The organism is Blastopirellula sp. J2-11 (assembly GCF_024584705.1).
Classification (GTDB): Bacteria; Planctomycetota; Planctomycetia; order Pirellulales; family Pirellulaceae; genus Blastopirellula.
The window spans coordinates 2884633-2908798 of sequence record NZ_CP097384.1 but is presented as its reverse complement, the minus strand read 5'-3'; the positions used below and the strand labels follow the sequence as shown (position 1 = coordinate 2908798).

The window sequence follows — 24166 nt, the reverse complement described above, 5'->3', positions numbered from 1 at the left end:
TTACTTCCAATCCAAGACATGAACGACGCCGCCGTACCCGTTGATCCACAATTTGCCGTCGTGCAGAGCAGCGCCTCCGGCCAACGGCTCATCCATCTGAATCGTTTTTGAAACTTCGCCGGTCGTTGCGTCGATTTGCAAAATCCGTCCATCTTCGCAAGTGACGATAATGCGATCATCGGCGTAGATCGGCTCGCCCAGCAAAACGGACGTCTCGGTCGGCACGCGCCACTGTTCTTGCTGATCGGCGCCATACGCGACCAGTACTCCTTGCGAAGTTTGCACCAAAGCTCGATCTCCTACGGCGAACGGCCCGGCGATGACGCGGGCCTCGATCGGCGCCTTTTGCACCGACTGCAAATCGGGAAGCGATACAAAGACGAGCTGATCGGTCGTGTCGCCGATCTGTTTGGCGATCAAGGTTGGCCCCATCACCGCCATGATCGGGCCCAATTTACCATCGATGACGCATTCGGCGACGCTGGCCAACTGCGGCGTGGTGGGATCATTCACTTGCAAGCGGTAGAGCGTATGTCGACCGTCAAAAACGATCGCGGCCTGGCCGTCGGCGACCGGCTCGTTCCAATCCAGGTTTTCGCCGAGCGCCAAACGGGGTTGAAACGGCAAAGCGGCGGCGGAGCCGGTTGCGGGATCAAGATAGAAGACCTGGCCTTGCGAACTGGGGGCCGCCACGCCGGCTCCGGCAAGTACGGCGCCGGAGGTAACGCTATCGCTGGGAACCTCGAGCGTGAGTTGTTTGAGCAGACTGCCGTTGCGGGCCGCGTCAAAATAGATCGCCCGATTTTCTGGGGGAGCCGACAGAAACAGACGACGCGTATCGGCCACAAACACCTGGCGATTGAGCAGCGGAGGACTGACGTAGTTGGCCGAATCGGAGGGTGCGTCAGCGACGCCTGATTCCACGGCGGTTTTGGTGATCTCGAACAAGTCGCCACGCGAGGTCATCACCAGCGGCGACTGCTGCGGGGCCATCGCGAACGCCGGTCCAGCCAACGGCGCTGCAAGTGTGGTCGCCCAACGCTGCTTGGCGCCATTCTCGTTCAAATCGGCGGCAGTCACGATCACGCCGCCTCCTTGCGCTGGTCGGCGGACATGAACCAGCAGATCACCGTCGATGCGGAGCGAGACGAAATTGTCACGATCATATTCGACGACGCGCGGCACAATCGATTGTTGTGAAAGCTGCAGCGCATAGCGTGACAGCCGATTGTCGCCGACCCAGAGATAGCCATTTTCCAGCGCGATCAGCGAATAGAGTCGTTCTCCACGTTCCGCTTTGGTTTGCGCCAACAGACGCACAGGATTCTCTTTGGTCATTCCCCCTTCAAACACGAAGAGGGCGCCGCGGTCGTTAGCCGCCGCGACGCGCGACTGAAAGGTGAGCGCCGGCGCCAAAATGAGACCCGGCAAACGGGTCGGCGGCTGCAATTGTTCGAGCGATTTCTCTTGGTTCCCTAGCACATGCAGCAGAGAAAAATCGGAGCCTGCGTTCTCGAACAAACATAGGTGCCCCAGTTCAGACATCACGGGAGGCGAGACGATAGCGCCGGCTTCATGTCCTAAGAAGATCGCTTGCTGACAGGCGAGACTCTTCGCGTCCAAGACATAGAGAGTCGAGTGTAAGCCGACGACCATCACGCGGTCGGGCGTTTTACCGATCACCGCGGCGACGGCGACCTGCTGCGGCAGCTGTACGCTTTGCGTTTGATCGCCTGACTTCTGATTGAGACGCAGCAGTTTTCCCTGCTTGGTGACGACCAAAAAATCTTCCCCCAAAGGGAGCAGTTGCACGACTTCTGAGGTCAACGGAAATCGCCATGCGAGCTCCCCGGTCAGCGCGTTCAGTTTGACCAGTTCTTGCCGCAAGCTGCTGGCCGCGATCACCGCCGATTGATCGCTGGTCATCAGCGGATCGACTTGATTTGGAAAGCCGAGAAAGCGTCGCCATAGCGGGCTGCCGGCGCGGCGGTCCAATCCGTAAATGGCCCCATCCAGCACAACGGTCACCGCTTCTTTGGCTGGTTGCGGCGAAACGCTGCTCGTGCGTGCGGCGATCATCACCGTTTGAGCCGGACCTAAGGGATGATCTTGGCGAGTCGCTGGGACGTTCTCTGCGGAAACAACCACTTGCGCCTCGAGCGCCGTCACCGCATCGCGCACGGCGTCTTGCAGCCGAGCGTCGTCACTCAAGCTGGGATAGATTCGTAGCAGCGTCTGACGACGACGATAGACGGCTTCAAAGTCGTTGCTTTGCGCGGCGGCTTGAATATCGGTCACCGCCGCGGCCAATTCTTCATCGCGCGAGATGCCGCGTTCCACACGCTGAATGTCGGCGACGATTCCGTCAATGCGCGTTTGTTGGCCGCTGCGCAGCGAAGTGGGAAGGTAATTGCTGTCGTCGACCAGCGTCATCGCTTCTTGGGCTCGAGCGACCAACTCGCGTCGCTTGGCGGTCGCATCCTCGGCGATGGCCGCTTGCGCCAAACCGTTGGCGACATCCGGCAAGAGCGAAGCCAACTCGGGTCGGGCAAGCGCAAATTCAGGCTCGTCTTTCAGCTCGTCGAGGATTTCGGTCGTTCGCGTGAGCGCTTGTTCGTAATTGTTGGTCCCTTCGATCGCAAGACGCAGATTCGCCAGACCGCGTCGCACACGTGCGGTAGGAGCTTGCGAGTGGGTCGGAAACGACGAGAGGAACTTGTCGTACTTGGAGACCGCTTGGGCGTATTTTCGCCCCTCATAGTCCGTTTCGGCCAACTGAAACACCGAATCGCCGCTATCCCATGACAGCCAGGCGAACAGCAATCCGCCGGCCAACACCAGCATCACGAGTCCGGCGCCTCCAAAGAGGAGCAGCGGCGAATCCCAGCGATTTTTTCGCTGCGGCTTTTTGACGTACTTCCTCCGCTTTCCAGGCGCAGCCTCCTCGATCGGAACCAGATCATCTTGATCCGACAGAATGTCATCGCCGATGACATCATCAAACGTCGAACTGCCATCCTCGTCGAGCGGAACCAGATCGCCTTCTCCCAGATCCATGATCTCTTCTTCGACCGGGGTCGAACTGAGCCACTTCTCCTGGGCGCGGCGGCGGCCGCTGCTGACGCTTTGCGTGCGCTGAGCCTTGCCGCTTTGCGCTTCAGCAAGCATCCGCTTCGCCTGGTATTTGGTCAGGTGTCCGCGCTGCAAAAGACTGTTGACGATCTGCTCTGGCGTAACATCCCGATCCATTTGCGCAAGTTGCCGACGTAGTGCGGCGATCTGGTTTTCTGCCAGATACTCGTACATTTCGAGCAGATCGAGAAATTCGGAGATGTTCATCATAAGCGAAAACGTTTCATTCAGCGGACTAGCGATGGGCGGCGATCGAGGAGGTTATTCTTCCTCGGTCGTCAACAGTTTCACTTGATTCATTCCGACGGTATTGCCGGCATCGAGCGCGGCGACCACTTTTTCGTGCGCGGCGTTGACATGGGCGTTGACCAGCAATGTGCCTGGCGGAGAAGCCGGGTTAGAATTGCGGGCCTCTTGAATTTTTACCAGTAACTCTTGGCGACTGGGAGCTTCGCGTTCGTCGCTCCAAGCGGCGCAGGTGACAAAAAACGTGTTGTAAGAATCGATGCGGACGACGACGTAATCAGGATCGTCCATCAGTTCGTCCATCGTACGAGCCTGCGAACTGGGCGAATCATTGCGGGGCGCCGGCGTCTCCAACGTTTTCTGCAAACTGAACGAAGCGGTCACCATAAAGAAGATGAGCAACAGGAACGTTACGTCGACCATCGGCGTAAGATCCATTTCATCTTCTTCAATCGCGTGGTTGTCGCGAAATCGGACCGGCGTTTCGTCGGCGATCGCGTCTTCCTCCAAACGCTTTCGCTTTCCTTTCGACTCGACCTCGTCGCTGGGCGTCGAACGGGTCTTGGCCGGGGCCGGCACTTCCAAACGCGTCGCACAGTTGGCGCACTTGATCTCGGCGCCGATCATGTCCATGCTCGCCGAAAGTACGTCTCCGCAAGCGGAGCAACGAAATCGAAACAGGTGTTCGCTCATGCTCCATCCTTCACGCCGATATAGGCCTTGGAGACCTCGGCGCCTTCGATGTTGGCCGCCGCTCGCATCACGCGAACGACGTCGCCGGCATGCACGCTCTTTTCCGCTTTGACTAAAATCGATCGAGCCGGGCGCGACTGCATTTCACGATCGACGTAAGCCATGATCTCCTCTTCTTGCGCATCCAAACTGCCCGAAGTGCGAGTCGCGTCCGAGGGGCCATCCCCTAGATAGACGACTGCGGCGCCAGCGGGACCATCGGCCGTGACCGTCAACACCACGGTCTCGGTGGCCGAGATGCTGATTCCTTGTTTGGCGTCGGGCAGGTTACGGACCGAATCGGAGTCGAGACGAGACGCGACTAGAAAAAAGATCAACAGCAAGAACGTAATGTCAATCATCGGCGTGATATCGAGATCGGCCTCATCCTTCTTCGCCTGCGGACGCCGAAACGAGATCGCTTCCGGCTCCACCGGCGATGCGTCCCCTGGCGATTTGCCGTGACTTGCGTTGATCATGATTCCGATTCCCGGTTCATTCGTTCACGCAGTGCGCCGAGAAACCGAGTCACACCCACGCCAACCAAGTCTTCCATCTTGCGAATCCGCACATTGATGCTGGCGGTGCAAAACACCAACGGAATAGCGATCGCCAATCCGGCGGCGGTGGTGATCAACGCCAAGCTGATGTCTTCGGCCATTTGCGTTGCAATGTCGGTCCCGCCGCTTTCGCCGGCGGCCAACTTGCCGAATGCTCCCATCATGCCGACCACCGTACCAAGCAGCCCGACCATCGGGGCGCCTTTGATGACGGTATAGACCCAGCTGAGCCGGTATTCGAGATCCGAGAGGACATCACGTTGAAACCGATCGAGCATCATCTGTTTGATTTGCGCATAGCTGTTGTCGCGCATCTGCAGCGCCAACAGCGCCAACTGCGGAACAGCTCGCGAATCGTCTTCGCACAGTTCTTCGGCGGCGGAATAGTTGCCGCGCAACAGCGGTTCTTCGACCGCGTCTAAAAATGCGTCCTGGTCGGCTTCGCTACGAAAACGTTTTTCCGCGACTCGCATCCAAACTACGATGACGCAAAACGCGCCCCAAAGCGCAATCAAACCAAGTGCGCCGTAAATGATATAACCAAAGATGGTTGTGAGGCCGCTAATATCCATCGAGTTGTCAAAACCTTGTGGAAAGTGGGGGTGACGTAGGCGAACCAATGGCCGTTTCACCGGTTACCGAGCGTTGCGATATTCCTGTCGAACTACGTAAAACTCGAACGCATTACCTTTTTTTCGCACGCCAAAATAGGTGCGGCGAATCTGTCCAATCTTGCGATCTTTCGCGTATTGCTTCTCCAGAAACGCCAGCATGTTTTCCGTTTCGGGATCGTAAAACTGCATCACCACCGGTCCCGGCGTAATCCCCGCCGAGCTTAGCAATTCGCGATCCGCTTCTTTGAACGAACCATCGCGCCACGTCATGTACAGTCGCTCTTCTTTGGCGGTCGATCCATCCGAACTTTGCGGATTGGTCGCCAACGCCGATGCGTACCGCACTTTGTCGCCGCCGGCGAGCGTGCCGAGTTGAATCTTGAAAAAATCGAGCTGCCGTGCGTAGGTTTTCAAGTCGGAAGACGCGAATTGAATTTCCCACCGCTCGTAGCGCGGAACGACATCTTCGCCATCCCCCGGCGGACCGACAGGGCGGCTGTCTCCTAGTCCGCCCCCTGTGCCATTAGGGTTCAGTTGACCTTCCAGCGACTCCAGCGCCGCCGACTGCGACGTCACAACTTCCGTGACCGCTTCCAGCGACATTTCTAGTTGCGGCTCCAAGACTTCGTCCAACTCATCCAGTCCTGGCGGTTCTAAATCTCGGGCAACTCCGGCGGCGTTGTCGCCTCGTCCCGAGACTTCTTCCAGAATGACCGGCACCGCCGTTTGCGTCGGATAGGTGCGGGTCGTCAAGAAGATCAAAAACAAGATCAAGACCGCCAGACCCACCAACACCAACAGCGCCACCAGCATGCTGGCGACGCGATCATACGACGAAACCTTCATCGGCGGCGTCGATCGCGGCGGCCGTGCAGAAGCGGAAGAAGTTGCAGTCGAAGAGCCGGCCATTCAGTCGAGAAACTCAGCGTCGGGACGGACGGAGCGATACCATTGTTTCCATTGGTTCGCGTAAAGGGATCGTTGCGTTAAATCTGCTCCGCGTGGCATCCCGAAGCCGTTGAACTTGCGTGTGATAAATCGGAGAGCGTCTCGCGATTCAATCGCAACGCGCACATCCGGGTCGGTTAGTGCGTAAATCAATGCCGGGATACTATCGAAATCTTTCGATTGCCGAATCGCTCGGATCGCTAACAAGCGAGCGCCAAACGAACCTTCGCGAATCTTACGACGCAGTTGCACGATCTGCTCAGATCGTCCCCGCTCGTCTTCGCTCAGTTCAAACTTGACGTCCTGGTGCAAAAACCGCTCCAGCTCGGCGTCATCCGCTTCGATCATCGAGAGAAATTTATCGGACTCCAGCAGTTCCGATTTGTTAACGACTTGGCCGTTTTTGATGGTGGCGTCTTCCACCACTTTCGGCAGCCCGCGCCCGCCGACGAGTCGTCCTTCGTCAAAGACGCGACTCCGTTTTTTGATCGACTGCGCGGTGCTGCGTTTCAGGAACAAGATGGCGAACGCCGTCGCTACCATGGGCTCTTCATTTTTTCCCCGCCAACTGCCGGTATTGGCTTGAGTCGACCGGAGATGGTTGACGCCGGCATCGTACCAAGCCGGTTTAGGGTCTTTCTTCCCGAGATCTAATTCGCGAAAGCTTTCGTAACGCTCCAGCGCGTAGAGGTAATAAAAATCCCACTGATTCGGCGAAATGGTGAAAGTCGCGGCGAGATTATTCCGCCCTGCGTTTTTCGAAGCGGTCACCCTGCCGGCATCGACCGCTTTGGTCAAGATTTTCGACCGCTCCACAGCGTCCGGCGTTTTTACTTCACGGACAAAGCCCGGCAGGCTGGGACTCTTTTCTTCCACGTCCTGTTTACGGCGTTCGGTGATGTTGAGCAGATCACTTCCCATGTAGAGACTGCCCAGTGCGGCGCACACCATGGTCGGTCGCATTTCGACCTGCTGAACGCGTTGAAAGTTTCCCGGTCCCGGATCGACACCTTGGTAGCCCCAGCCGCCGGAAGGATCCTGACAACGAAGGATCCAATTGCAGAGTCGTTCCACCGTCGGAATCGGCACTTCAAAACCGCTACGTTGCGACAACCACAATCCAAGTGCGCCATATTGCGTCATCGAATTATCGCCGGTATTTCGACCTGCATATCCCCATCCGCCGCCGGGCTTTTGCGTATCGAGAAAATATTGCAGGAGATTTTGAATCGGCTCGCGATTCGCTTCGGGATCAAGTTCACATAACAGAATGAGCGACATGCCGACGTCATAGGCGTTGTCGTGGGCATTGGACGGCGTCTTACTTCCCAGACTTCTGGCCGCGTCGACGCCGCTTTGAACGCGCGGGTGACTTTCTTTTTCGCCCGCTTTTAGCAATGCCAGGGCGACTAACGCTTTGCCGCCAGGACGGTCGTGAACTCCAGTCGACTTGAGAAATCCGGCGCCCTTTTGAACCATCGTCTCGACTTCGGGACTCTCTGGCGAATAGGCGCAAAGGACCGTCGGGAAGAGCGCCAAAAAGAGGGCTCCCCACCATGGGTGGCTCAATAAACTACGTCGTCCGTCGCTGCGCATGGCCTGACGCAAATGGAAAAGGAAAACGCGAACCCTGTTACGCATCGACAAGTCGATACATACGGCGCAGGATTCGTTGTTGTAAAGCGAATGTTCCGTGAGAAGAGGTTCTGGTCAAACTAGAAGTTCCTCCGCAAACTGTCAAGCAATCTGCGACGAACTTCATACGACGTAAGTCACGACAGGGACTTTACCTCGGGCGTCTGGCGCCCCAATTGACAAGGCGTCGCGACTGACCTAGATTTGGTCTTTCGTCGCTTGGTCAGGTAGCTCAGTTGGTAGAGCATCGGACTGAAAATCCGAGTGTCGCCGGTTCGATTCCGGCCCTGACCACTTTTCACAAACGCCGCAAGTCTTTTATACGAAAGACTTTCGGCGTTTCTTTTTTGTACCGTTGCAATTTAGCGTCGCTCTCGACGCCGCTGAGGCGTTGTTTTCTTAAGAAAATGGCGATTGGCAACTGTCCTGCTCCCCAATTCTCGGAAGCTCCCACTGCTTGGCGCAACCGACGTATCGTGGCCTTGCGCTTCAGATTGTTCAAAATATCTTTCGCTTTTCCGCCGCTCGGATAAGCTAAGTGGCACGTTCCTTATCTCTCCAGCACCTAATTTTCTGTTGCTGCTTTGGATCATCGATGAACGCCATTGAATTTATCGAACGGAAATTTGCCGAACTGGGTGATCGAACCTACGGCGAAGAGGTGACAGAGCGGCAACATGCGCTGCAATCGGCTTATTTCGCTGAGATGTCTGGGGCCGGCGACGAAATGATCGCTGCTTGCTTTCTGCATGACTTTGGTCATCTCATCTCCGGGCAAAGACGAGAGAATCGCCGAGCAGGGAGTCGAAGCACAGCACGAAGAATTGGGAGCCAGATTTCTTTCGCGCTACTTCACGCCGGAGATCGTCGAACCAGGACGTCTGCATGTTGCGGCCAAGCGGTTTCTCTGTGCGACCGACGCCGACTACCTAAGCGGATTGTCGGCTGCGTCGTTGCAGAGCCTGCAGTTGCAAGGAGGACCGATGTCCGCCGCAGAAGTCGCCGAATTCAAGCGAGAACCCTTCTGGCGTCAAGCGATCGCACTGCGACAATTTGACGATCTGGGGAAAGAGCCCGAGATGGAAACGCCGCCGGTATCGTAATTATTTGGCGAAATTGCCCCGTTTTTACGCGATTGCGCCGACTCGGCGTAGTCGCGATATCGGACGACCAAAGTGGCCAATCTCAAGAAACGGCGTAAGGCCGCATGAAGGAAGGGCGCGGGTCTGCTGCGCCCCTCAAATCTTGCGGCCTTACGCGAGACAACGTGCGTCGATCGCGGTTAGGCGGTAAAACGCTCGTGATTAAACCATGTCTTTCAGGTTTTTCAGAGCGCGGATCTTCACTTTGACCGACGCCGGCTTGGCCGGAACGTCCATCAATTCGCCCGGCTTGAAAGGATTCGGAACACCCTTCTTAGCGGGACGCGCAGGAACCTTCTTCTTTTCGATTTTGATCAAACCGGGAAGCGAGATGGCGCCAGCGCCAGTCTTGCCAAGCGATTTTTTCACTTGGTTTTGGAGCGAGTCCAGGACAATCGACACGTCCTTTTTGGCAATGCCCGTTTCTTCCGCGATGTTGTTCAGCAGTTCGGTCTTCGTCAGCGGCTTTTTGACAGTGGTGGCCGCTACGGCTTTTTTCGCCATTTTTTCCCTCCTTGCGAGGCTGTGCAGTGTGGAATGATTTGTCCGTCCGTTGAGCGGAACGCGTTGATTAAAAGATTTCAGTCGAGTTTTTCAAGCCTGACAGCGCTCCATAAGGCCCAAAAAGGCCGAAAAACCGGGAAATAACGCCATTTCGGCACATTTAGACCCTCTTTTTTCCGTCAAAAATGTCCTTCGTCCCCACGAGACGGTCGGCGGCGCGGCGTGCCAAACGTCTCTTCAAGGGTGGAACTTCGTACGATTCAATTGGTCATTTTCGCCCAATTGTCGTAAATTGAGGAAGTGAGTTCTTTTCCAAACGTTGGAGTCGCCGCGCGTGAAATTTCACAACCTTCCCTCTCTCCCCACTTCCGGCGAGCCGCTTCGCATCGGTCGCTTGGCGATCATCGGATTGATCGCCGCCGTAGCCGCTTGGGTATCGATTCCGCCCAATTCGGTTAGGGGACAAGTAGAAACCAACGAGGACGCCGTCTTTCTGGCGCCCCCACGTGAAATTCGGCTGCAAACCGAACGAGCCCGGGAAGCGATCGCTGAAAAGAAGTGGACCGCCGCCGCAGAAGAACTGGGGATGCTGCTGAACGACCCTGAATTGGAAGACTTCTTCCTGCCGGGCCAGGCCGCGGGCCCAGTCGACATGAGCATCAAAAAAGAAGCGCGCGAGCTGCTTAACTCGCTCCCCAAAGAGGGGCAAGAAGCCTTCGAGCTGCTCTATGGCGCCGACGCCAAGGCGATGCTCAAGCAGGCGATCACCTCGCGCGACCCCGGCATGCTCGCCGAAATCTCGCGTCGCTACGCTCACACCGACGCTGGCTATCAGGCGACCATCTTGCTAGCTCGCACCCAGTTGGACCAGGGAATGCCGATGTCCGCGGTCTTGGCCCTGCTGCCGCTGCAGAGCAGCCGACTGGCGATGCAGAAGTACGAACCAGAGATTTCGCTGTTGATGGCGATCGGCTATTTCGCCGCCGGTGAAGAAGAACATGCGGTCGAGACGCTCGAGTCGCTCCGCGCAAAGCAGAAGAGCCAAAACTTCAACGTCCCCGCTTCCCTGCAACAGCTGTTCGCCGAATCGACCGAGCCGCGTCTGTGGCTTGCAATGCAGTTTCAGGACCTGTCGAACCCCAGCTCGAAGATCCCGCAATCCTGGATCGTGTTTGGCGGCGACGCGTCGCGCAATGCTCCGACCCGCGGCAGTGCGCCGCTCCGCAATTTGAATTGGCACGTGCGGATGGCGCGCAGCAGCAATGATGAAGAGCAAGCCGACGATACGTCGCAGGGCTTTATCGAAAACGGCGTCGCCGCCTTGCCGGCGGCGCAGCCGTTGGTGGTGCGAGACCAGGTATTGGTCCGCACTCCCTGGCATCTGCTAGGAGTCGACTTGACGACCGGCAAAGTGAAATGGAACTACCCCTGGGACGCATCCGACGTCAATCGGGCCGATTCGCGATTTAGCGCCATGTCGAACGATCCAGGCTCTAGCTATTTGGATCAGATTAAAAAACGAACCTGGTTGGATGGTTGCTACGGCCAGATTTCTTCGGATGGCGAACGCGTCTTCATCATCGAAGAAGCGACCCCCTCCGAGACCAAACAAAATGGCCCTGCGATCGCCTTTTTTAACGTAGCCCGCGCTCCATCGCCAAATCGCCTGCGTTGCTTCGGCTTGCGTGGGGAAGGGGAGACGCTCTGGATCGCCGGAAGCGAAATGAGCGACGAGCCTGCCCTGGCCGAAGCGCAGTTTCTGGGCGTTCCGTTGCCAGTCGAAGGTTCGCTTTACACGATCGCGGAAGTCAACGGCGAGATTCGCCTATTGGTCTTTAACGCAGTCGACGGTTCGCTCCAATGGTCGCAACAATTGGCGCAACTTGATGGACTTTGGATGTCGGTCAACGAGCCGGCTCATCGGCTGTTTGGCGCCTCTCCTTCATACTCCGACGGCGTACTGATCTGTCCCACCAATATCGGCGTCGTCGCGGCGATCGACGTCCGTCAACGTTCACTGCTGTGGGGCTATCAATATCAAACGCTCGAGCGTCACCCCCGACAAGGTTTCATCCAGCAACGACGAGCGCAAGAATCCCGCCCAGGGTATGGAGACCGCTGGGCCGACGGCAAAGTGGTCGTCGCCGGAAATCGGGTCTTTATGACGCCTCCTGAGACCGACGAAATCTTCTGTCTGGATCGAATGACCGGCAAACTGTTGTGGCAAAAGCCGCGTGAAGACGGCGTCTATCTGGCCGCCGTATCAGGCGACATAGCGCTCATTGTCGGCACGAATGCGATCTACGGCTTGAAGGTCGATACCGGCGCCTCCGCTTGGGAGAGCCAGACGATTCCGGACGGCGGACTGCCGAGCGGTCGAGGTTTTCTCAGCGGCGATTTTTACTATCTCCCTTCGACGCAGGAAGAGATCGTTCGCATCAACATTCGGACCGGCAAACTTGACAAATCGATCCCGACCGAAGGGACGTTGGGAAATTTGGTCTGCCATGGCCGCTACGTCATCTCGCAAGGGGTGAACTTTGTCGCATCCTTCAAGCAGATTGACGCGCTGCGCGAAGAAGTGCGCGTTCGCCTGGCGAAGAACCCTCAAGACGCCGAAGCGCTGCGTAACCAAGGCGAACTCCTCGTTCACGACGGGAAAATCCAAGAGGCCTTAGCGACGCTGCATCGATCGCTCGAACTGGTCGATTCTCCCGAAACGCAGCAAGCGTACGTCTCGACCGCACTAGAAGCGCTGCGTGAAGATTTCGCCGGCAATCGTGAAACCGCAACCAAGCTGGAAGCGATTGTCGAAAGCATGGACGATCGTCTCGAGCTGGTCCGAGTGACCGCGATTGGTCTGAACCAGGCCGGCGAACACCAAGCCGCGTTTGACGCTTACAGTCGCTACGTTGACTTGCTAGACCAGATCCTCGAGCAAGGGAAGTCGGAACGTCCGCTGCAAAACATCGGCCCGAATTTGCGTGTCCAACGTGACCGCTGGATCGGCGGGCAGTTGGCGCAGCTGCTAACCGCCGTCGAGCCGGCGGTGGCCGTTTCGATGAACGAATCAATCGCCCAGCGCTGGTCAGACCTGCAACAGCACGCCAAAAGCGATCGCTACGCGAATAAGCTCCGCCGTTTCACACGACGCTTTGGCGCGTTTCGCTTGGCGCGAGCCGCCGAGTTGGAATTGGCCCGCGTTGCAATGACCGACGGAAATGAATTGACGGCTGAAACGATTTGGCAGCAACTTGCCTTCTGTGATGATCCCGCGATCGCCGCTCAAGCGACCGCTGAACTCGCGAGCCTGTTAACGGTGCGCGGACATACGGCGGACGCTTCAATCGTCTATCGCCGCTTGGCCGATCGGTTCCGCAACGAGAAACTCGCCAGCGGACAATCAGGGCGTCAACTTGCGATGGAGCAGGCCGTTAAGGTCGCCAACCCTTACTGGAACTATGGCGCCGTAACGCTGCAGCGCCGCAGTGAAGACCTGGCCGCCGCCGTTCGGTTGTTGCACCCGGTTCGGATCGACGAACGGTTCGGTTTTGACATCCCGCGCGAGGCGCTCAAACTCGACAATGAAGAACGCCACATCGTCGTCGTGGACGAATATGGGAATCAACGGATTCATCTGCCGTTCACCATGCTCAACGAAGCCCAGCTTTACAATTCGCAAACGGCCCAGATTCATGCCGATCGACTCGGCCATCTGGTCGTCGTCTCGTTTGGCAACGAAGTCCATGCGTTTGATACGCTGGATCGCTCTGACGAGGATGACGTTCGCGAACGAGCCCTTTGGCAAGAGAATCTTTCGCCCGAAGGAAGCACGTCGCGCAGTCGACCCAAAGTCAATGTCGTCGAAGTCAACGACAATCCGTTTGGCGACTACTTGTACGATGGACATGACTCGCTCAACGAGCGACCGATCGGCTATTTCAGCTCATTGCGGTACGATTCACTCTGCTTCCAGCGTGGCAACAAGCTAATTTGCGTCGATCCGCTGACCGGCGACTCGAACTGGGAGCGGGACAATGTTCCGCCGGGCTGTTTCTTGGTTTCCGATGACTCGGTGTTGGCGGCGATTCCACCGCGCAAAGAAAATAACGCCTCCGAAACCGAAGCGTTGCTCTTTGATCTGCGCAGCGGAGTTCCGATCGGAACCGTCAAATCACCGGTGCGAGAAATGATTTGGGCGACGGAAGGGCTGAACTATCTGACCTGGGAAAAGGGCGTCAAATTAGAAGCGGTCGCGCGCAACTTGCTGACCGGCGAAGAACTGTGGCGCTACGAAGCGGAGCCCGGCTCACGCGGTCGCGTCTTTGGCTCGCAAGTCGCGATCCTAGAGCCGAGCGGCCAATTCCATGTCTTTGAACTAACCAGCGGCAAGACGATCATCGAAGAAAAATTGCACGCCGAACCGGAACTCGGCCAGCGAGATTCGCAAATCAAAATCGTCGAAGGCGCCGATGACTTCCAACTGATCGCGACGACCAGTCGCAAGGAAAGCCGCTTCACCTCGAAAAGTATTCCCTACAACTCCAAAGAACCGGCTGGCCCCGTTTCGCGGGTTTACAGCTTCTCACGCAACGAGGGCGAATTAGTATGGCAAACGCCAGAGCCGATTCGTGATTTTCACCTGATCGAAGCAGAACAGTCTCCCCGTTTGCCGGTTCTGGCGTTCGCGTCACGGCAAAATCGGATCGACAAAAAGGCGCACGAAGCGATCGTGCTGTTGGTCGATCGCCGCGACGGACGCATCTTGCTGCGAGATGGGCAATCCGAACATACGGCGACCTACCAACTGTTTGGCGATCCAGAGAACCAAACCTTGCGCGTTCTTTTGACCAAAATGTCGTTCGCGCTCAACTTTACCGCCGCGCCGGCCCCGCCGGCGCCCAGCGGTTCCTCCCTACCCAACACGACTTATCCCCCAGCAGAGTAGCCGCGTGCGGCAAATCGGGGCCGTCGCGGGCACTCCTCCGATAAACTCCTGCGGTACAACAACTTAGCGCAATCGGTATAATCGTCACCACCCCATCGTTTGGGAAGGGAGACGGCCCAATGTTGATTTGCGAGCTACCTTTTGAGGTCGAAAATCGGCTTTGATGAACTAATTGTGAACATTGCGACACGAAGTCTACGAATCGCCGTTTTAATGGTTGGCGAATTCGCCCTACGAACTACCGCCTTTAGAAATATCTGCCGCCAGATCGAAGGAACCGCTCATGACCGACTCTCCTCTTCAGGCAGACGCCGCCGCGGTCGAGAGAATTGCCGCCGCACGTCGCCAGATTCATGAGCAGCTTTCACAGATCATCGTCGGCCAGACCGACGTGATTGAAGAACTGCTGATTTCGCTCATCAGCCGCGGTCACTGCTTGTTAGAAGGGGTGCCGGGACTGGCGAAGACATTGATGATCAGCTCGCTGGCGAAAACGCTCAACCTGAGCTTCAGCCGCATTCAATTTACGCCTGACTTGATGCCGGCCGACATCACCGGCACCGAAATCATCGAGGAGAACCGTTCGACCGGCCATCGCGAATTTCGCTTTCTCGAAGGTCCGTTGTTCTCGAACATCGTACTCGCCGACGAAATCAACCGGACGCCTCCCAAGACGCAAGCCGCGCTGTTGGAAGCGATGCAAGAGCGGCAAGTGACCGTCGGCCGCGTCCGCCACGAACTGGCCGATCCCTTCTTCGTGTTGGCGACCCAGAACCCGATTGAACAAGAGGGAACTTATCCGCTGCCCGAAGCGCAGCAAGACCGGTTCATGTTCAAGGTCTACGTAAAATATCCGAATTTCGACGACGAATTTGAAATCGCGCGCCGCACCACCGGCGGCGCCAAAGGCGAGATCTCTCCGGTCCTGACCGGCGAAGAGTTGATCGAACTGCAAAAGATCGTCCGCGAAGTTCCGATTACCGACCACGTAATTCGCTATGCACTTTCGCTGGTCCGACAAACCCGCGTCGGCGCGGCTGGTACGCCTGACTTTGTGCAGGATCTGGTCAGTTGGGGCGCTGGTCCCCGCGCAGTGCAGTTTTTGATTCTCGGCGGCAAAGCTCGCGCCTTGCTGCACGGACGAACGCATGTTTCGACCGATGATATTAAAGCGCTGGCCAAACCGGTGCTGCGGCATCGCGTTTCGGTGAACTTCGCCGCCGATAGTGACGGCATTACGCCCGACGATGTGATCGATCGGATTCTGGAATCGACCCCCACCAAGGAAGACGAGCTAACAAGCGATGCCCGATTCCAAAAGATTTTTGCATCCTGAGGCGATCAAGCAGATCACTCGGCTAGAGTTACGGGCACGGCATATCGTCGAAGGTTTTCTTTCGGGAATGCATCGCAGCCCTTACTTCGGTCAATCGATCGAGTTCTTGCAACATCGCGAATACGCGTCCGGAGACGATCTACGTCATATCGACTGGAAAGTCTGGGCCAAGCAGGATCGCTTTTACATCAAGCAGTTTGAAGAAGAGACCAACCTGCGTTGCACGTTGCTGATCGACGCGTCGTCGAGCATGCAGTACGGCTCGGGACCGCTCAACAAGTACGAATACGCCTGCACCGCGGCGGCCAGTCTAGCCTATCTAGTGCTCAAGCAGCAAGACGCGATCGGCTGCGCGATCTACGACGAAAAGATTCGTGCGCGCGTGCCGATGATGAGCAAACGCAACCATTTGCTTTCGGTCATCAAAGCGTTTGACGAAAACAAGCCGCGCGAGAAGACCAGCTTTCTGCGAATCTGTCGCGAAGCGGCCGAAGCTTATCCGCGCCGCGGCATGATGGTGATCGCGTCCGATTTATTTGGCGATGTCGAAGACACCATCAAAGGAATGAAACTGCTGCGTCAGCGTGGCCACGATGTCTTAGTATTCCACATCCTGGACGACGACGAACTCGATTTCCCCTTTAGCGGCCCGACTCGATTTGAGGGAATGGAGACCGACGATCAGTTGGACTGCAATCCCCGAGCGCTGCGTGATGGATACCTAAAAGCGATGCAGACGTACCTAGACGAAGTTCGTCGCGGCTGCGCGAAAAACACGGTCGATTACGCGTTGGTTCGCACCAGCGATTCGTTGGGAGCGATTCTTTCGACCTACTTGAACAGCCGACTTGGCATGCACCACCGCAACTAACCCCGATTTGTTTCCGTTATGCAGTTTGTTCATCCAGCACTGACATGGGGCTTTTTGCTCCTGCTCGTCCCCGTGTTGATCCATTTGATCAACATGATGCGACGACGCCGCGTCCAATGGGCCGCGATGCAGTTTTTGCTGGAAAGCCAGAAGCGGAACCAACGCTCGGTCTGGTTCAAACAACTGCTGCTGCTGCTCGCTCGCATGGCGGCGATCGCATTGTTGGTCGCCATCATGGCCGGCCTGACCACTTCGGACCAATGGTCCTCGTTGTTCGGCGGGGGTGGTACGCATCACTATGTGATTTTGGACGATAGCCTTTCGATGTCAGACCGCACCGGCGGCGTCGAAGTCATGGACCGCGGCCGCGAAGTGATCAAACAGATCGCCGCCGCAGCCGCCGAAAAGCGAACGCCGCAACGTCTGACTTTGCTGCGAACTTCCCGAGCCGGCGCCGGTGACGGCGGGGTCGCCCGTGTCGATATTAGCGGCGACGATGTCGATCCATCGTTCCGCGATTCGCTGGAAGAAGCGTTACGCAGCGTCGACTCGTCGGAGTTATCCGTCGGACCGGCTGAAGCGATTGCGGCCGTCAACCGCTTCATCACCGACAATGTCGAAAACGAAAATGCGCTCGTCTACCTGGTTGGCGACTTCCGCCGCCGCGATTGGTCCCAATCGCAAGATGTGAAACAACGCCTGCAAGAGCTTTCGACCCGAACCGCCGAAGTTCATCTGGTGAATTGCTCTCGGCGCAATCCGGTGAATCTGGGGATCACGCGTCTCGCGCCCGAATCCGCGACGTTGGCCGCAGGAGTGCCGACCTTCCTGGAAGTGACCGTCCGCAATTATAGCGACACGCCTGCCAACGGCGTGCAAGTCAAGTTGCAGACCTATCACGACGACGGCGTCGATCGCAAGTTCACCAGCGCCGGCGAAGGGCTCGGTACGCCGCACTCTGAACCGACCGTGTACTTCGAGGAAATCCCGCCGGGCGAAGAAGTGACCCGCCGCGCCCAGATTTTCTTTCCGACCGCCGGACAACATGTCGCCGTCGCTCAGTTGCCGGACGACGCTATCGCCGCCGACAATCGCCGCTTTCAAATCTTGAACGCGCCGCCGAGCATTCCGGTGCTGCTGGTCGATGGGGATCTAAATCAACGGAACGCCTACTTCATGACCGCCGTCTTCCAGCCAGGCGAAGCGGTCAACACCGGCATTCAACCGTTGGTCGTTGGTCCGCAATACCTACGGGATGCGTCGCTCGAAACCTTGCAAGGCTTTGACGCGATCTACCTGTTTGATATTCCCCGCTTTGACGGCAATGCGGTCGAGAAGCTGAACCAGTACGCCGCCAGCGGTCACGGAGTCGCGATCTTCGCCGGCCCCGGCACGACGCTGGATGCGTTGAATTCGCTGCATGACGGCGGTTTGCTGCCGGCGGCGGTCATCGGCACGAAAGAACTAGCGCCGTCGATTCCCGGCGAAGAGACGGTTGATTTTGTGCCGTCCGAACATCCGATATTCGCCGTCTTTCGCGGTGAGAAAAATCGATTCCGCAACGACTTGAAGTTCTACAAATACTACGATCTCGACGCGACCTGGAATCCCAGCGACAACGGCGCCGTGCTCGGCAAACTTCGTGACGGACGACCTCTGATCGTCGAACAGCAAGTGGGCGACGGCAGCGTCGTCACCTTCCTGACCAGCTTGACTCCCGATTGGAACAACTGGTCGATTACGCCGGGCTTTATCGTCACCGCACTCGAGTTGCAAGCTTACTTAGCCTCTGGCACGCGGCAATCGACCGAACGTCTGGTCGGCAGTCCGCTACGTTTGGAAGTCGATGAAGCGAACTTCCGCAGTGACGCGCTTGTTTACGCGCCCGGCGCCGATCGCATGCCGACCGTCAAACGAGATGACGCGTTCCTGCCCAAAGAAGAAACGCGCCCATTTAGAAAGCTCGACTATGCCGGCGTGAACAACATCACCGGCGATTCGCTGACCGGTCTATCGGGCGTCTATGACATTTGGCTGACGCAAAGCGACGGGCTTCCCAATCTGCGGCGCTTCGCGCTCAACGTCGATCCGCTTGAAGGCGATCTGACGACGACCGACCGCAGTGAACTGCAAGCGGCGCTCGCTCCGGTCGTCTTCACCTATCACACCGTCGAATCGGTCGACTACAGTTGGAGCGCCAGCGAAGGCTTCGCCTGGCAAGACTATCTGCTCTACGCGTTGTTAGGATTACTGGTCGTGGAACAGATACTGGCATTCTTGACGAGCTACCATCCTCCTGTGATGGGAGCCGCTCGATGACCTTCTTACTCGCACAAACCGACGCCGCCGCGACGCGAACCACCTATGAGTTCTCGCGTCTGGCCGAAATGACGCAGTGGAGTCATTGGGCGCTGTTGGTCGCTCTGGTCGTCGCAGTGATCACCTTCGTCGGCTGGCTCTATCGGCGCGACACGCGTGAGCAATCACGTCCCGTCCGCTGGACGTTGACCGGACTTCGACTGGCCGCACTGGCTGGTCTGCTCCTCTTCTTTTTCAATCTCGAAAAGAAGACCGAGAGCGAACTGCACGAAAACTCGCGTGTCGTCGTACTGGTCGACACCAGCCTCAGCATGGCGCTGCCCAACAGCATCGAAAGCGGATCGTCGCCGCGCTACGAGCAGATCGTCAACAAGTTCTCTGAAGGGGAACTGCTCGAACAATTGCGCAAATCGCATGACGTGTTGGTCTATCAATTCGATCAAACGGCGCAACCAACCGAATTGGCCGTCTTTCGTCGCCCGCAGACCGATACCGTCTCGGACACCGAAGATTCGGCCGAGATGGATGCTCGCTTCCGCTCGGCTCGCTTGTTGCTGCTGATCAGCTTCGGCGTGCTGGCGATCAGCCTACTCGCTTACTTGATCGCACTCGCAACGCGTCGGCTGGCTCCCAGTTGGCGCGAGACCGCCGCCGCTTGGTCGATGATTGGCGCTTTTGCGTTGGTCGTCGGCGCCTCATTGGCCGCGACGGCGAACTTGCGAGCCCCCGAGCTCAGCCTGCGCCAATTGGCCCAAGGGGATCTAAGCGTCCATGCGGCCCAGCCGTCGCAGCCAGAACAGACCGAAGCCGAAGAGCAAGCGGCTGCGCCGACCTATGCCGACATTGACTGGCTCGACAAGCTCAAGCCGCACGGCGTCGAAACGCGGATCGGCGACGCGATCGCTCAAATCGTACAACAAGAGCGCGGTCGGCCGATCGCCGGCATCCTGCTCCTTTCTGACGGCGTGAACAACGGCGGACTCGATATTCGCGAAGCGATTCAGATCGCCGCCGATTCAGAGACGCCGGTCTTTCCGATCGGGTTGGGACCGTCCGAGCGACCGATCAATCTGCGGGTTGTCGATCTCGAAGCGCCGTCGCGCGTCTTCCCGAACGACGCCTTCCAAATCACCGGCTACATCCAGGCCTTCGCGTCGAAGACGGACTTTGTCAACGTGCAACTTGCATCCGGTACAACCGACTCGGATGGCAAGTTCCGCGAAGAATCGCTAGAGGGAGAAGCGCGTCGCATTACCTTGGGCGCTGACGGCGCGGTGGTCGCGACCACGTTTGACGTGACTCCCGACTCGCTGGGCGAGCGAACCTATCAGTTGCGAATTTTATCGCCGGCCGGTTCTGATCAGGATACCAGCGACGATCAAAAAGATGTCAAAGTGCAAGTCGTTCAGCGGAAGAACCGCGTGCTGCTGATGGCCGGCGGACCTTCCCGCGACTTCCGCTTTTTGCGAAATCAACTGTATCGCGACAAAGATGTCGAACTGCACGTCTATCTGCAAAGCGGCAAGCCCGGCATTTCGCAAGAGTCGGACGAGTTGCTCTTTAGTTTCCCCAACGATGCGGCTGACCTGTTTGAAAACTACGACTGCATCGTCGCGTTTGATCCCGATTGGTCGCAACTTACCGTGGAGCAAGCCGAACTGCTCGAGCGGTGGGTCGCCGAGAAGGCCGGCGGCTTGATCGTCACCACCGGTCCGGTCTTTACGGCCGAATGGGCCAGCCAACGACGCGGTGATCCGGTAATCGATATCGTCAAACAGCTTTACCCCGTCACTTTCCATAGCCGCGGCACTTCGATCGGCCAGAATCGCTTCGATTCGGATAAAGCCTGGCCGCTGGTCTTTACCAAGGAAGGTCAGTCGCAATCATTCTTGTGGCTAGGCAACGATGGCGCCGGCAGCGCCGCTCGCTGGGAAGAGTTTGCCGGCGTTTACGGCTATTACGCGGTGCGCGACAAAAAAGAAGGCGCTTCAATTTTGGCGCGCTACAACGATCCCGATGCGACGCTCGGCGATGATCCGCCGGTTTATATGGCGACCCAGTTTTATGGCGCCGGGCGCGTCTTCTTCATGGCAAGTTCCGAGATGTGGCGAATTCGCGCTTTGCACGAAGGCTACTTTGAGCAGTTCTATACCAAGTTGATCCGCTACGTATCGCAAGGGCGCTTGCTGCGAGACTCGAGCCGCGGCGTCTTGTTGACCAACAAAGACCGCTTGCTGGTGGGCGAAACGGTTGAAGTTCGCGCTCACCTGACCGACGCCAAGCATGAGCCGCTGACCGATCCGTTGGTCAAAGCGTTGGTCTCTCGCCCGGACGGTCGTCGTGACGAACTGACGCTGACGCAAGCCGAGCAGGGAGGGAAGGGCCAATACCACGGCCAATTTACGCCGCTGATCGAAGGAGACTACCACATCGAGTTGCAATTGGCCGGCGGCGGCGAAGATTCGTTGCTGACGCGGGACATCCGCGTGCGGCTGCCAGACAAAGAGATTGAGCGTCCGGAACGCGACGACGCTTCGATGCGACAAATCGCAGAGGGGACCGGCGCCGTCTACTACGTAGGGATGGACGCGGCGCTCGGCAAATCGGCGCTGCCGGCCGTATATTTGCCGGCCACGTTGCCGCCCCAAGATATGTACACTGCGCTGCCAGATTTGGTCGATCGCAAGTTCGACCGGCTGCTGCGGACATGGCTGCTCGGCCTGATTTGCGGGGTGCTTGCCCTGGAATGGCTGACGCGGCGCTTGTTGAAATTAGCGTAACCTGAAGAGCGGTCGACTATGACGACGCCCCAACCGAAATCCGAACTTCCCGCCGATCTGCGCGAGCTGCTTGGTTCGCTGCGCCGGCGGATTCGGCTCTACGTGCTGCTCGAAGGGCTGGCGCTGCTGGTCGCTTGGCTGGCCGTCACCTTTTGGATTGGTCTGGCGGTCGACTATCTACCGGTTACTTTTGGCGCTAGCGAAATGCCTCGCGAGGCGCGAATCGTCTGCCTGGTCGCGATTTACGGGGTCAGCGCTTACATCTTTTATCGCTGGATCCTGATTCGCCTCGTAGCGCGGATGTCCGACACGAGTATGGCGATCTTGATCGAGCGGCGCTATCCGGCGTTCCACGAGAGCCTGCTCACCGCCGTCGAAAGTCCGGTCGAAGAAGATCTGACCGATGTCGCTTTTCGCGAAGGCATGATCCGTCAGGCGGTCACCCAGGCGCTCGATAATAGCCGTCAGGTCAAGCTGAACGAGATTTTCAATCCTTGGCCGCTGACCCGCAACATTACGTTGGCGGTCGCCCTGTTGATCAGCGTCGGCGCTTTCGCCGCCATTTCGTTTGATTCGTTCCAAATTTGGGGACGTCGACTCTATTGGCTCTCAGACGAAGCCTGGCCACGTCTGGCTCGAATCGAAGTAGTCGGCGTCGAAGTAAGCCGCCCTTCGGCCGCCAGCGATGGCACGACCGCCGCCGATGTGGTCGAAGTTATTCCGTTTAAGGATGGTGTTGCAACCGTCGCACGGGGATCTTCTCCCAAACTGCTGGTGCGAGCCAAGTCGGACGCCGAAGTGGTTCCCGCTTACTGCACGATTGTGTACGAGACCGCCGATGGAGCGCGCGGCAGCGTCGCGATGCAGCGCGTCGGCGCCGCTCGCAGCGACTATCAGCGTTACATCTTCCAGCGCAAGCCGCTGAAAAGCATCTTGGCGTCGATCTCGTTTGACGTCATCGGCTACGACCATCGTCTCCGCAGTCTGAGGATCGAAGCGGTTGACAGTCCGGCGGTCTTGACGATGCAAGTCGACGCCGCTCCGCCAGAGTACACCAATTTGCTGCCGCGCGTCTCAGAGCTGACCTCTTCCTCCGAACTGCCGATCGGATCGCAGTACAAGCTGTTGGCGAAAACCAACAAACCGATCGTCCGGGTTGAAGTCGCCAACTTACGTGAGCAGACCCAAAGCGAAATCACGCTGACCGAGCCGAACGATCAGTTCGAGCTGGAGTTCCCACCGCTGACCGACGACTTGTCGTTGGAACTCACCTTGATCGATAGCGACGGTATTTATAGCGAAGCTCCCTTCCGCGTGCAGATCGCAGCGACCGCGGATCAGGCGCCCAACGTCAACTTGCAGTTGGCCGGCATCGGCACGGCGATTACGCCCCAGGCCCGGATCCCGCTCCTGGGAACCATCACCGACGACTACGAAACCAAAGACGCTTGGCTCGACGTTCAACCGGGCGACGGCGACATTACCCCTTTCGCGATCAAGCCGACCCCCCAAGGCGAAGTCAACTATGTGCTCGATTTGAAAGAAACGACCGGAGCGCCGCAGCTGATCGCCGGAGATCAAATTTCGCTCACCCTCAAAGCGAGCGACCTGCACGATCTGACCGGCGGTTCCAATATCGGCGTCAGCACGCGATATCCGCTGGATGTAGTCTCCCCCAGCAAACTGCTATCGTTACTAGAAGCTCGGGAGCTTGGGCTACGCCGGCGCTTTGAACAGATCTTGCAAGAGACCCAGCAGTTGCGGGAAGAATTCGTCCGCGTTCAGCTCGACGCCAAAAGAATCGCGACCGGGCCCAGTTCGTTCTCCTCAGGCGAGTTGGAAGGGGAAAACGCTGCCGATCCCGTCGCCAAGATGCAACAGGCAATCGAGTTACAACTGCTCCGCGTGCAGCGAACTCCCCAGGCCAGCCGCAAAGCGGAAGAAGAACTGCGGGGGGTCGCGGCGGGGTTCGAGGAGATTCGCCAAGAGATCATCAACAATCGCGTCGATACCGAGAAACGGAAGGAACGTCTCGAAAATGACGTGATCAGCCCGATCAACCAGATCGCCGACGTCCGCCAGCCTGACCTACGAGAAGCGATCAAACGGCTGGAAGCGTCGTTGAGCGATCCCACCCAATCGGTGGAGTCGGTTGGCGCCGCGATTGCCGAAACGGACGAGATCATCCTGGCGATGCAGCAAGTCTTGGACAAGATGCTCGACCTGGAGACCTTCAACGAGCTGGTCGACCAAATCCGCGAAATCATTCAATTGCAGGAAGAATTGCAAAAAGATACCGAAACCGAGCAAAAGCGGCTATTCCGAGATCTGTTTAATTTAGAGTCGTCGGATTGAGACAATCCGCTTAAACTGGAGTAACGGCGGGCTATGCCGCCCAG

The 24166-nt window shown here is 57.6% G+C and carries 14 protein-coding genes and 1 tRNA gene; 8 read left to right on the top strand and 7 right to left on the bottom strand.

Going from position 1 to position 24166, the window contains the following annotated elements; genetic code table 11:
- The 6 genes from M4951_RS11795 to M4951_RS11770 form a co-directional block, all read right to left on the bottom strand.
- Positions 1–3342, bottom strand: coding sequence for a PQQ-binding-like beta-propeller repeat protein (locus M4951_RS11795; protein ID WP_262026683.1), 3342 nt, complete (start codon positions 3340–3342; stop codon positions 1–3).
- 51 nt (positions 3343–3393) lie between these two features.
- Positions 3394–4071: an ExbD/TolR family protein gene (locus M4951_RS11790; RefSeq protein WP_262026682.1), complete on the bottom strand. Its 678-nt coding sequence runs from the start codon at positions 4069–4071 to the stop codon at positions 3394–3396.
- Positions 4068–4589 (bottom strand): ExbD/TolR family protein, encoded by a 522-nt coding sequence (locus M4951_RS11785; protein ID WP_262026681.1) that lies wholly within the window; start codon positions 4587–4589, stop codon positions 4068–4070. The genes M4951_RS11790 and M4951_RS11785 overlap by 4 nt, the downstream gene beginning before the upstream one ends.
- The gene (locus M4951_RS11780) at positions 4586–5302 is read right to left on the bottom strand and encodes a MotA/TolQ/ExbB proton channel family protein (RefSeq protein ID WP_262026680.1); all 717 of its coding nucleotides are present in this window, start codon (positions 5300–5302) and stop codon (positions 4586–4588) included. The genes M4951_RS11785 and M4951_RS11780 overlap by 4 nt, the downstream gene beginning before the upstream one ends.
- 3 nt (positions 5303–5305) lie before the next feature.
- Entirely contained in the window at positions 5306–6130 is an 825-nt protein-coding gene (locus tag M4951_RS11775) for a hypothetical protein (RefSeq protein WP_262026679.1), read from the bottom strand.
- Between the two features lie 63 nt (positions 6131–6193).
- Positions 6194–7801 (bottom strand): terpene cyclase/mutase family protein, encoded by a 1608-nt coding sequence (locus tag M4951_RS11770; RefSeq protein WP_262026678.1) that lies wholly within the window; start codon positions 7799–7801, stop codon positions 6194–6196.
- A gap of 287 nt (positions 7802–8088) precedes the next feature.
- Between M4951_RS11770 and M4951_RS11765 the strand changes: the two genes are divergently transcribed.
- Both M4951_RS11765 and M4951_RS11760 read left to right on the top strand, forming a co-directional pair.
- Positions 8089–8161, top strand: a tRNA-Phe gene (locus M4951_RS11765).
- A 455-nt stretch (positions 8162–8616) separates the two neighbouring features.
- On the top strand, positions 8617–8970 hold the full coding sequence (locus M4951_RS11760) for a hypothetical protein (RefSeq protein ID WP_262026677.1): 354 nt from the start codon (positions 8617–8619) through the stop codon (positions 8968–8970).
- A gap of 201 nt (positions 8971–9171) precedes the next feature.
- Here the strand turns inward: M4951_RS11760 and M4951_RS11755 are convergent, their stop codons facing one another.
- Complete coding sequence (locus M4951_RS11755) at positions 9172–9513, bottom strand: HU family DNA-binding protein (RefSeq protein ID WP_002652856.1); 342 nt, start codon at positions 9511–9513, stop codon at positions 9172–9174.
- A 334-nt stretch (positions 9514–9847) separates the two neighbouring features.
- Between M4951_RS11755 and M4951_RS11750 the strand changes: the two genes are divergently transcribed.
- The 6 genes from M4951_RS11750 (at position 9848) to M4951_RS11725 (ending at position 24122) form a co-directional block, all read left to right on the top strand.
- Positions 9848–14461: a PQQ-like beta-propeller repeat protein gene (locus M4951_RS11750; protein WP_262026676.1), complete on the top strand. Its 4614-nt coding sequence runs from the start codon at positions 9848–9850 to the stop codon at positions 14459–14461.
- A gap of 283 nt (positions 14462–14744) precedes the next feature.
- Positions 14745–15797, top strand: coding sequence for an AAA family ATPase (locus tag M4951_RS11745; RefSeq protein ID WP_262026675.1), 1053 nt, complete (start codon positions 14745–14747; stop codon positions 15795–15797).
- Entirely contained in the window at positions 15766–16668 is a 903-nt protein-coding gene (locus M4951_RS11740; protein WP_262026674.1) for a DUF58 domain-containing protein, read from the top strand. Before M4951_RS11745 ends, M4951_RS11740 begins: the two co-directional genes overlap by 32 nt.
- 18 nt (positions 16669–16686) lie before the next feature.
- The gene (locus M4951_RS11735; protein ID WP_262026673.1) at positions 16687–18987 is read left to right on the top strand and encodes a BatA domain-containing protein; all 2301 of its coding nucleotides are present in this window, start codon (positions 16687–16689) and stop codon (positions 18985–18987) included.
- A complete protein-coding gene (locus tag M4951_RS11730; RefSeq protein ID WP_262026672.1) occupies positions 18984–21767 on the top strand; it encodes a hypothetical protein in 2784 nt (927 codons plus the stop codon). The genes M4951_RS11735 and M4951_RS11730 overlap by 4 nt, the downstream gene beginning before the upstream one ends.
- An 18-nt stretch (positions 21768–21785) precedes the next feature.
- On the top strand, positions 21786–24122 hold the full coding sequence (locus M4951_RS11725; protein WP_262026671.1) for a hypothetical protein: 2337 nt from the start codon (positions 21786–21788) through the stop codon (positions 24120–24122).
- Positions 24123–24166: the final 44 nt, after the last annotated feature.

Excerpts from the sequence above, each read along its gene's own strand:
- M4951_RS11795 (WP_262026683.1), bottom strand. The coding sequence starts at position 3,342 with ATGATGAACATCTCCGAATTTCTCGATCTGCTCGAAATGTACGAGTAT.
- M4951_RS11790 (WP_262026682.1), bottom strand. The coding sequence starts at position 4,071 with ATGAGCGAACACCTGTTTCGATTTCGTTGCTCCGCTTGCGGAGACGTA.
- M4951_RS11785 (WP_262026681.1), bottom strand. The coding sequence starts at position 4,589 with ATGATCAACGCAAGTCACGGCAAATCGCCAGGGGACGCATCGCCGGTG.
- M4951_RS11775 (WP_262026679.1), bottom strand. The coding sequence starts at position 6,130 with ATGAAGGTTTCGTCGTATGATCGCGTCGCCAGCATGCTGGTGGCGCTG.
- M4951_RS11760 (WP_262026677.1), top strand. The coding sequence starts at position 8,617 with ATGACTTTGGTCATCTCATCTCCGGGCAAAGACGAGAGAATCGCCGAG.
- M4951_RS11755 (WP_002652856.1), bottom strand. The coding sequence starts at position 9,513 with ATGGCGAAAAAAGCCGTAGCGGCCACCACTGTCAAAAAGCCGCTGACG.
- M4951_RS11745 (WP_262026675.1), top strand. The coding sequence starts at position 14,745 with ATGACCGACTCTCCTCTTCAGGCAGACGCCGCCGCGGTCGAGAGAATT.
- M4951_RS11740 (WP_262026674.1), top strand. The coding sequence starts at position 15,766 with ATGCCCGATTCCAAAAGATTTTTGCATCCTGAGGCGATCAAGCAGATC.
- M4951_RS11735 (WP_262026673.1), top strand. The coding sequence starts at position 16,687 with ATGCAGTTTGTTCATCCAGCACTGACATGGGGCTTTTTGCTCCTGCTC.
- M4951_RS11730 (WP_262026672.1), top strand. The coding sequence starts at position 18,984 with ATGACCTTCTTACTCGCACAAACCGACGCCGCCGCGACGCGAACCACC.
- M4951_RS11725 (WP_262026671.1), top strand. The coding sequence starts at position 21,786 with ATGACGACGCCCCAACCGAAATCCGAACTTCCCGCCGATCTGCGCGAG.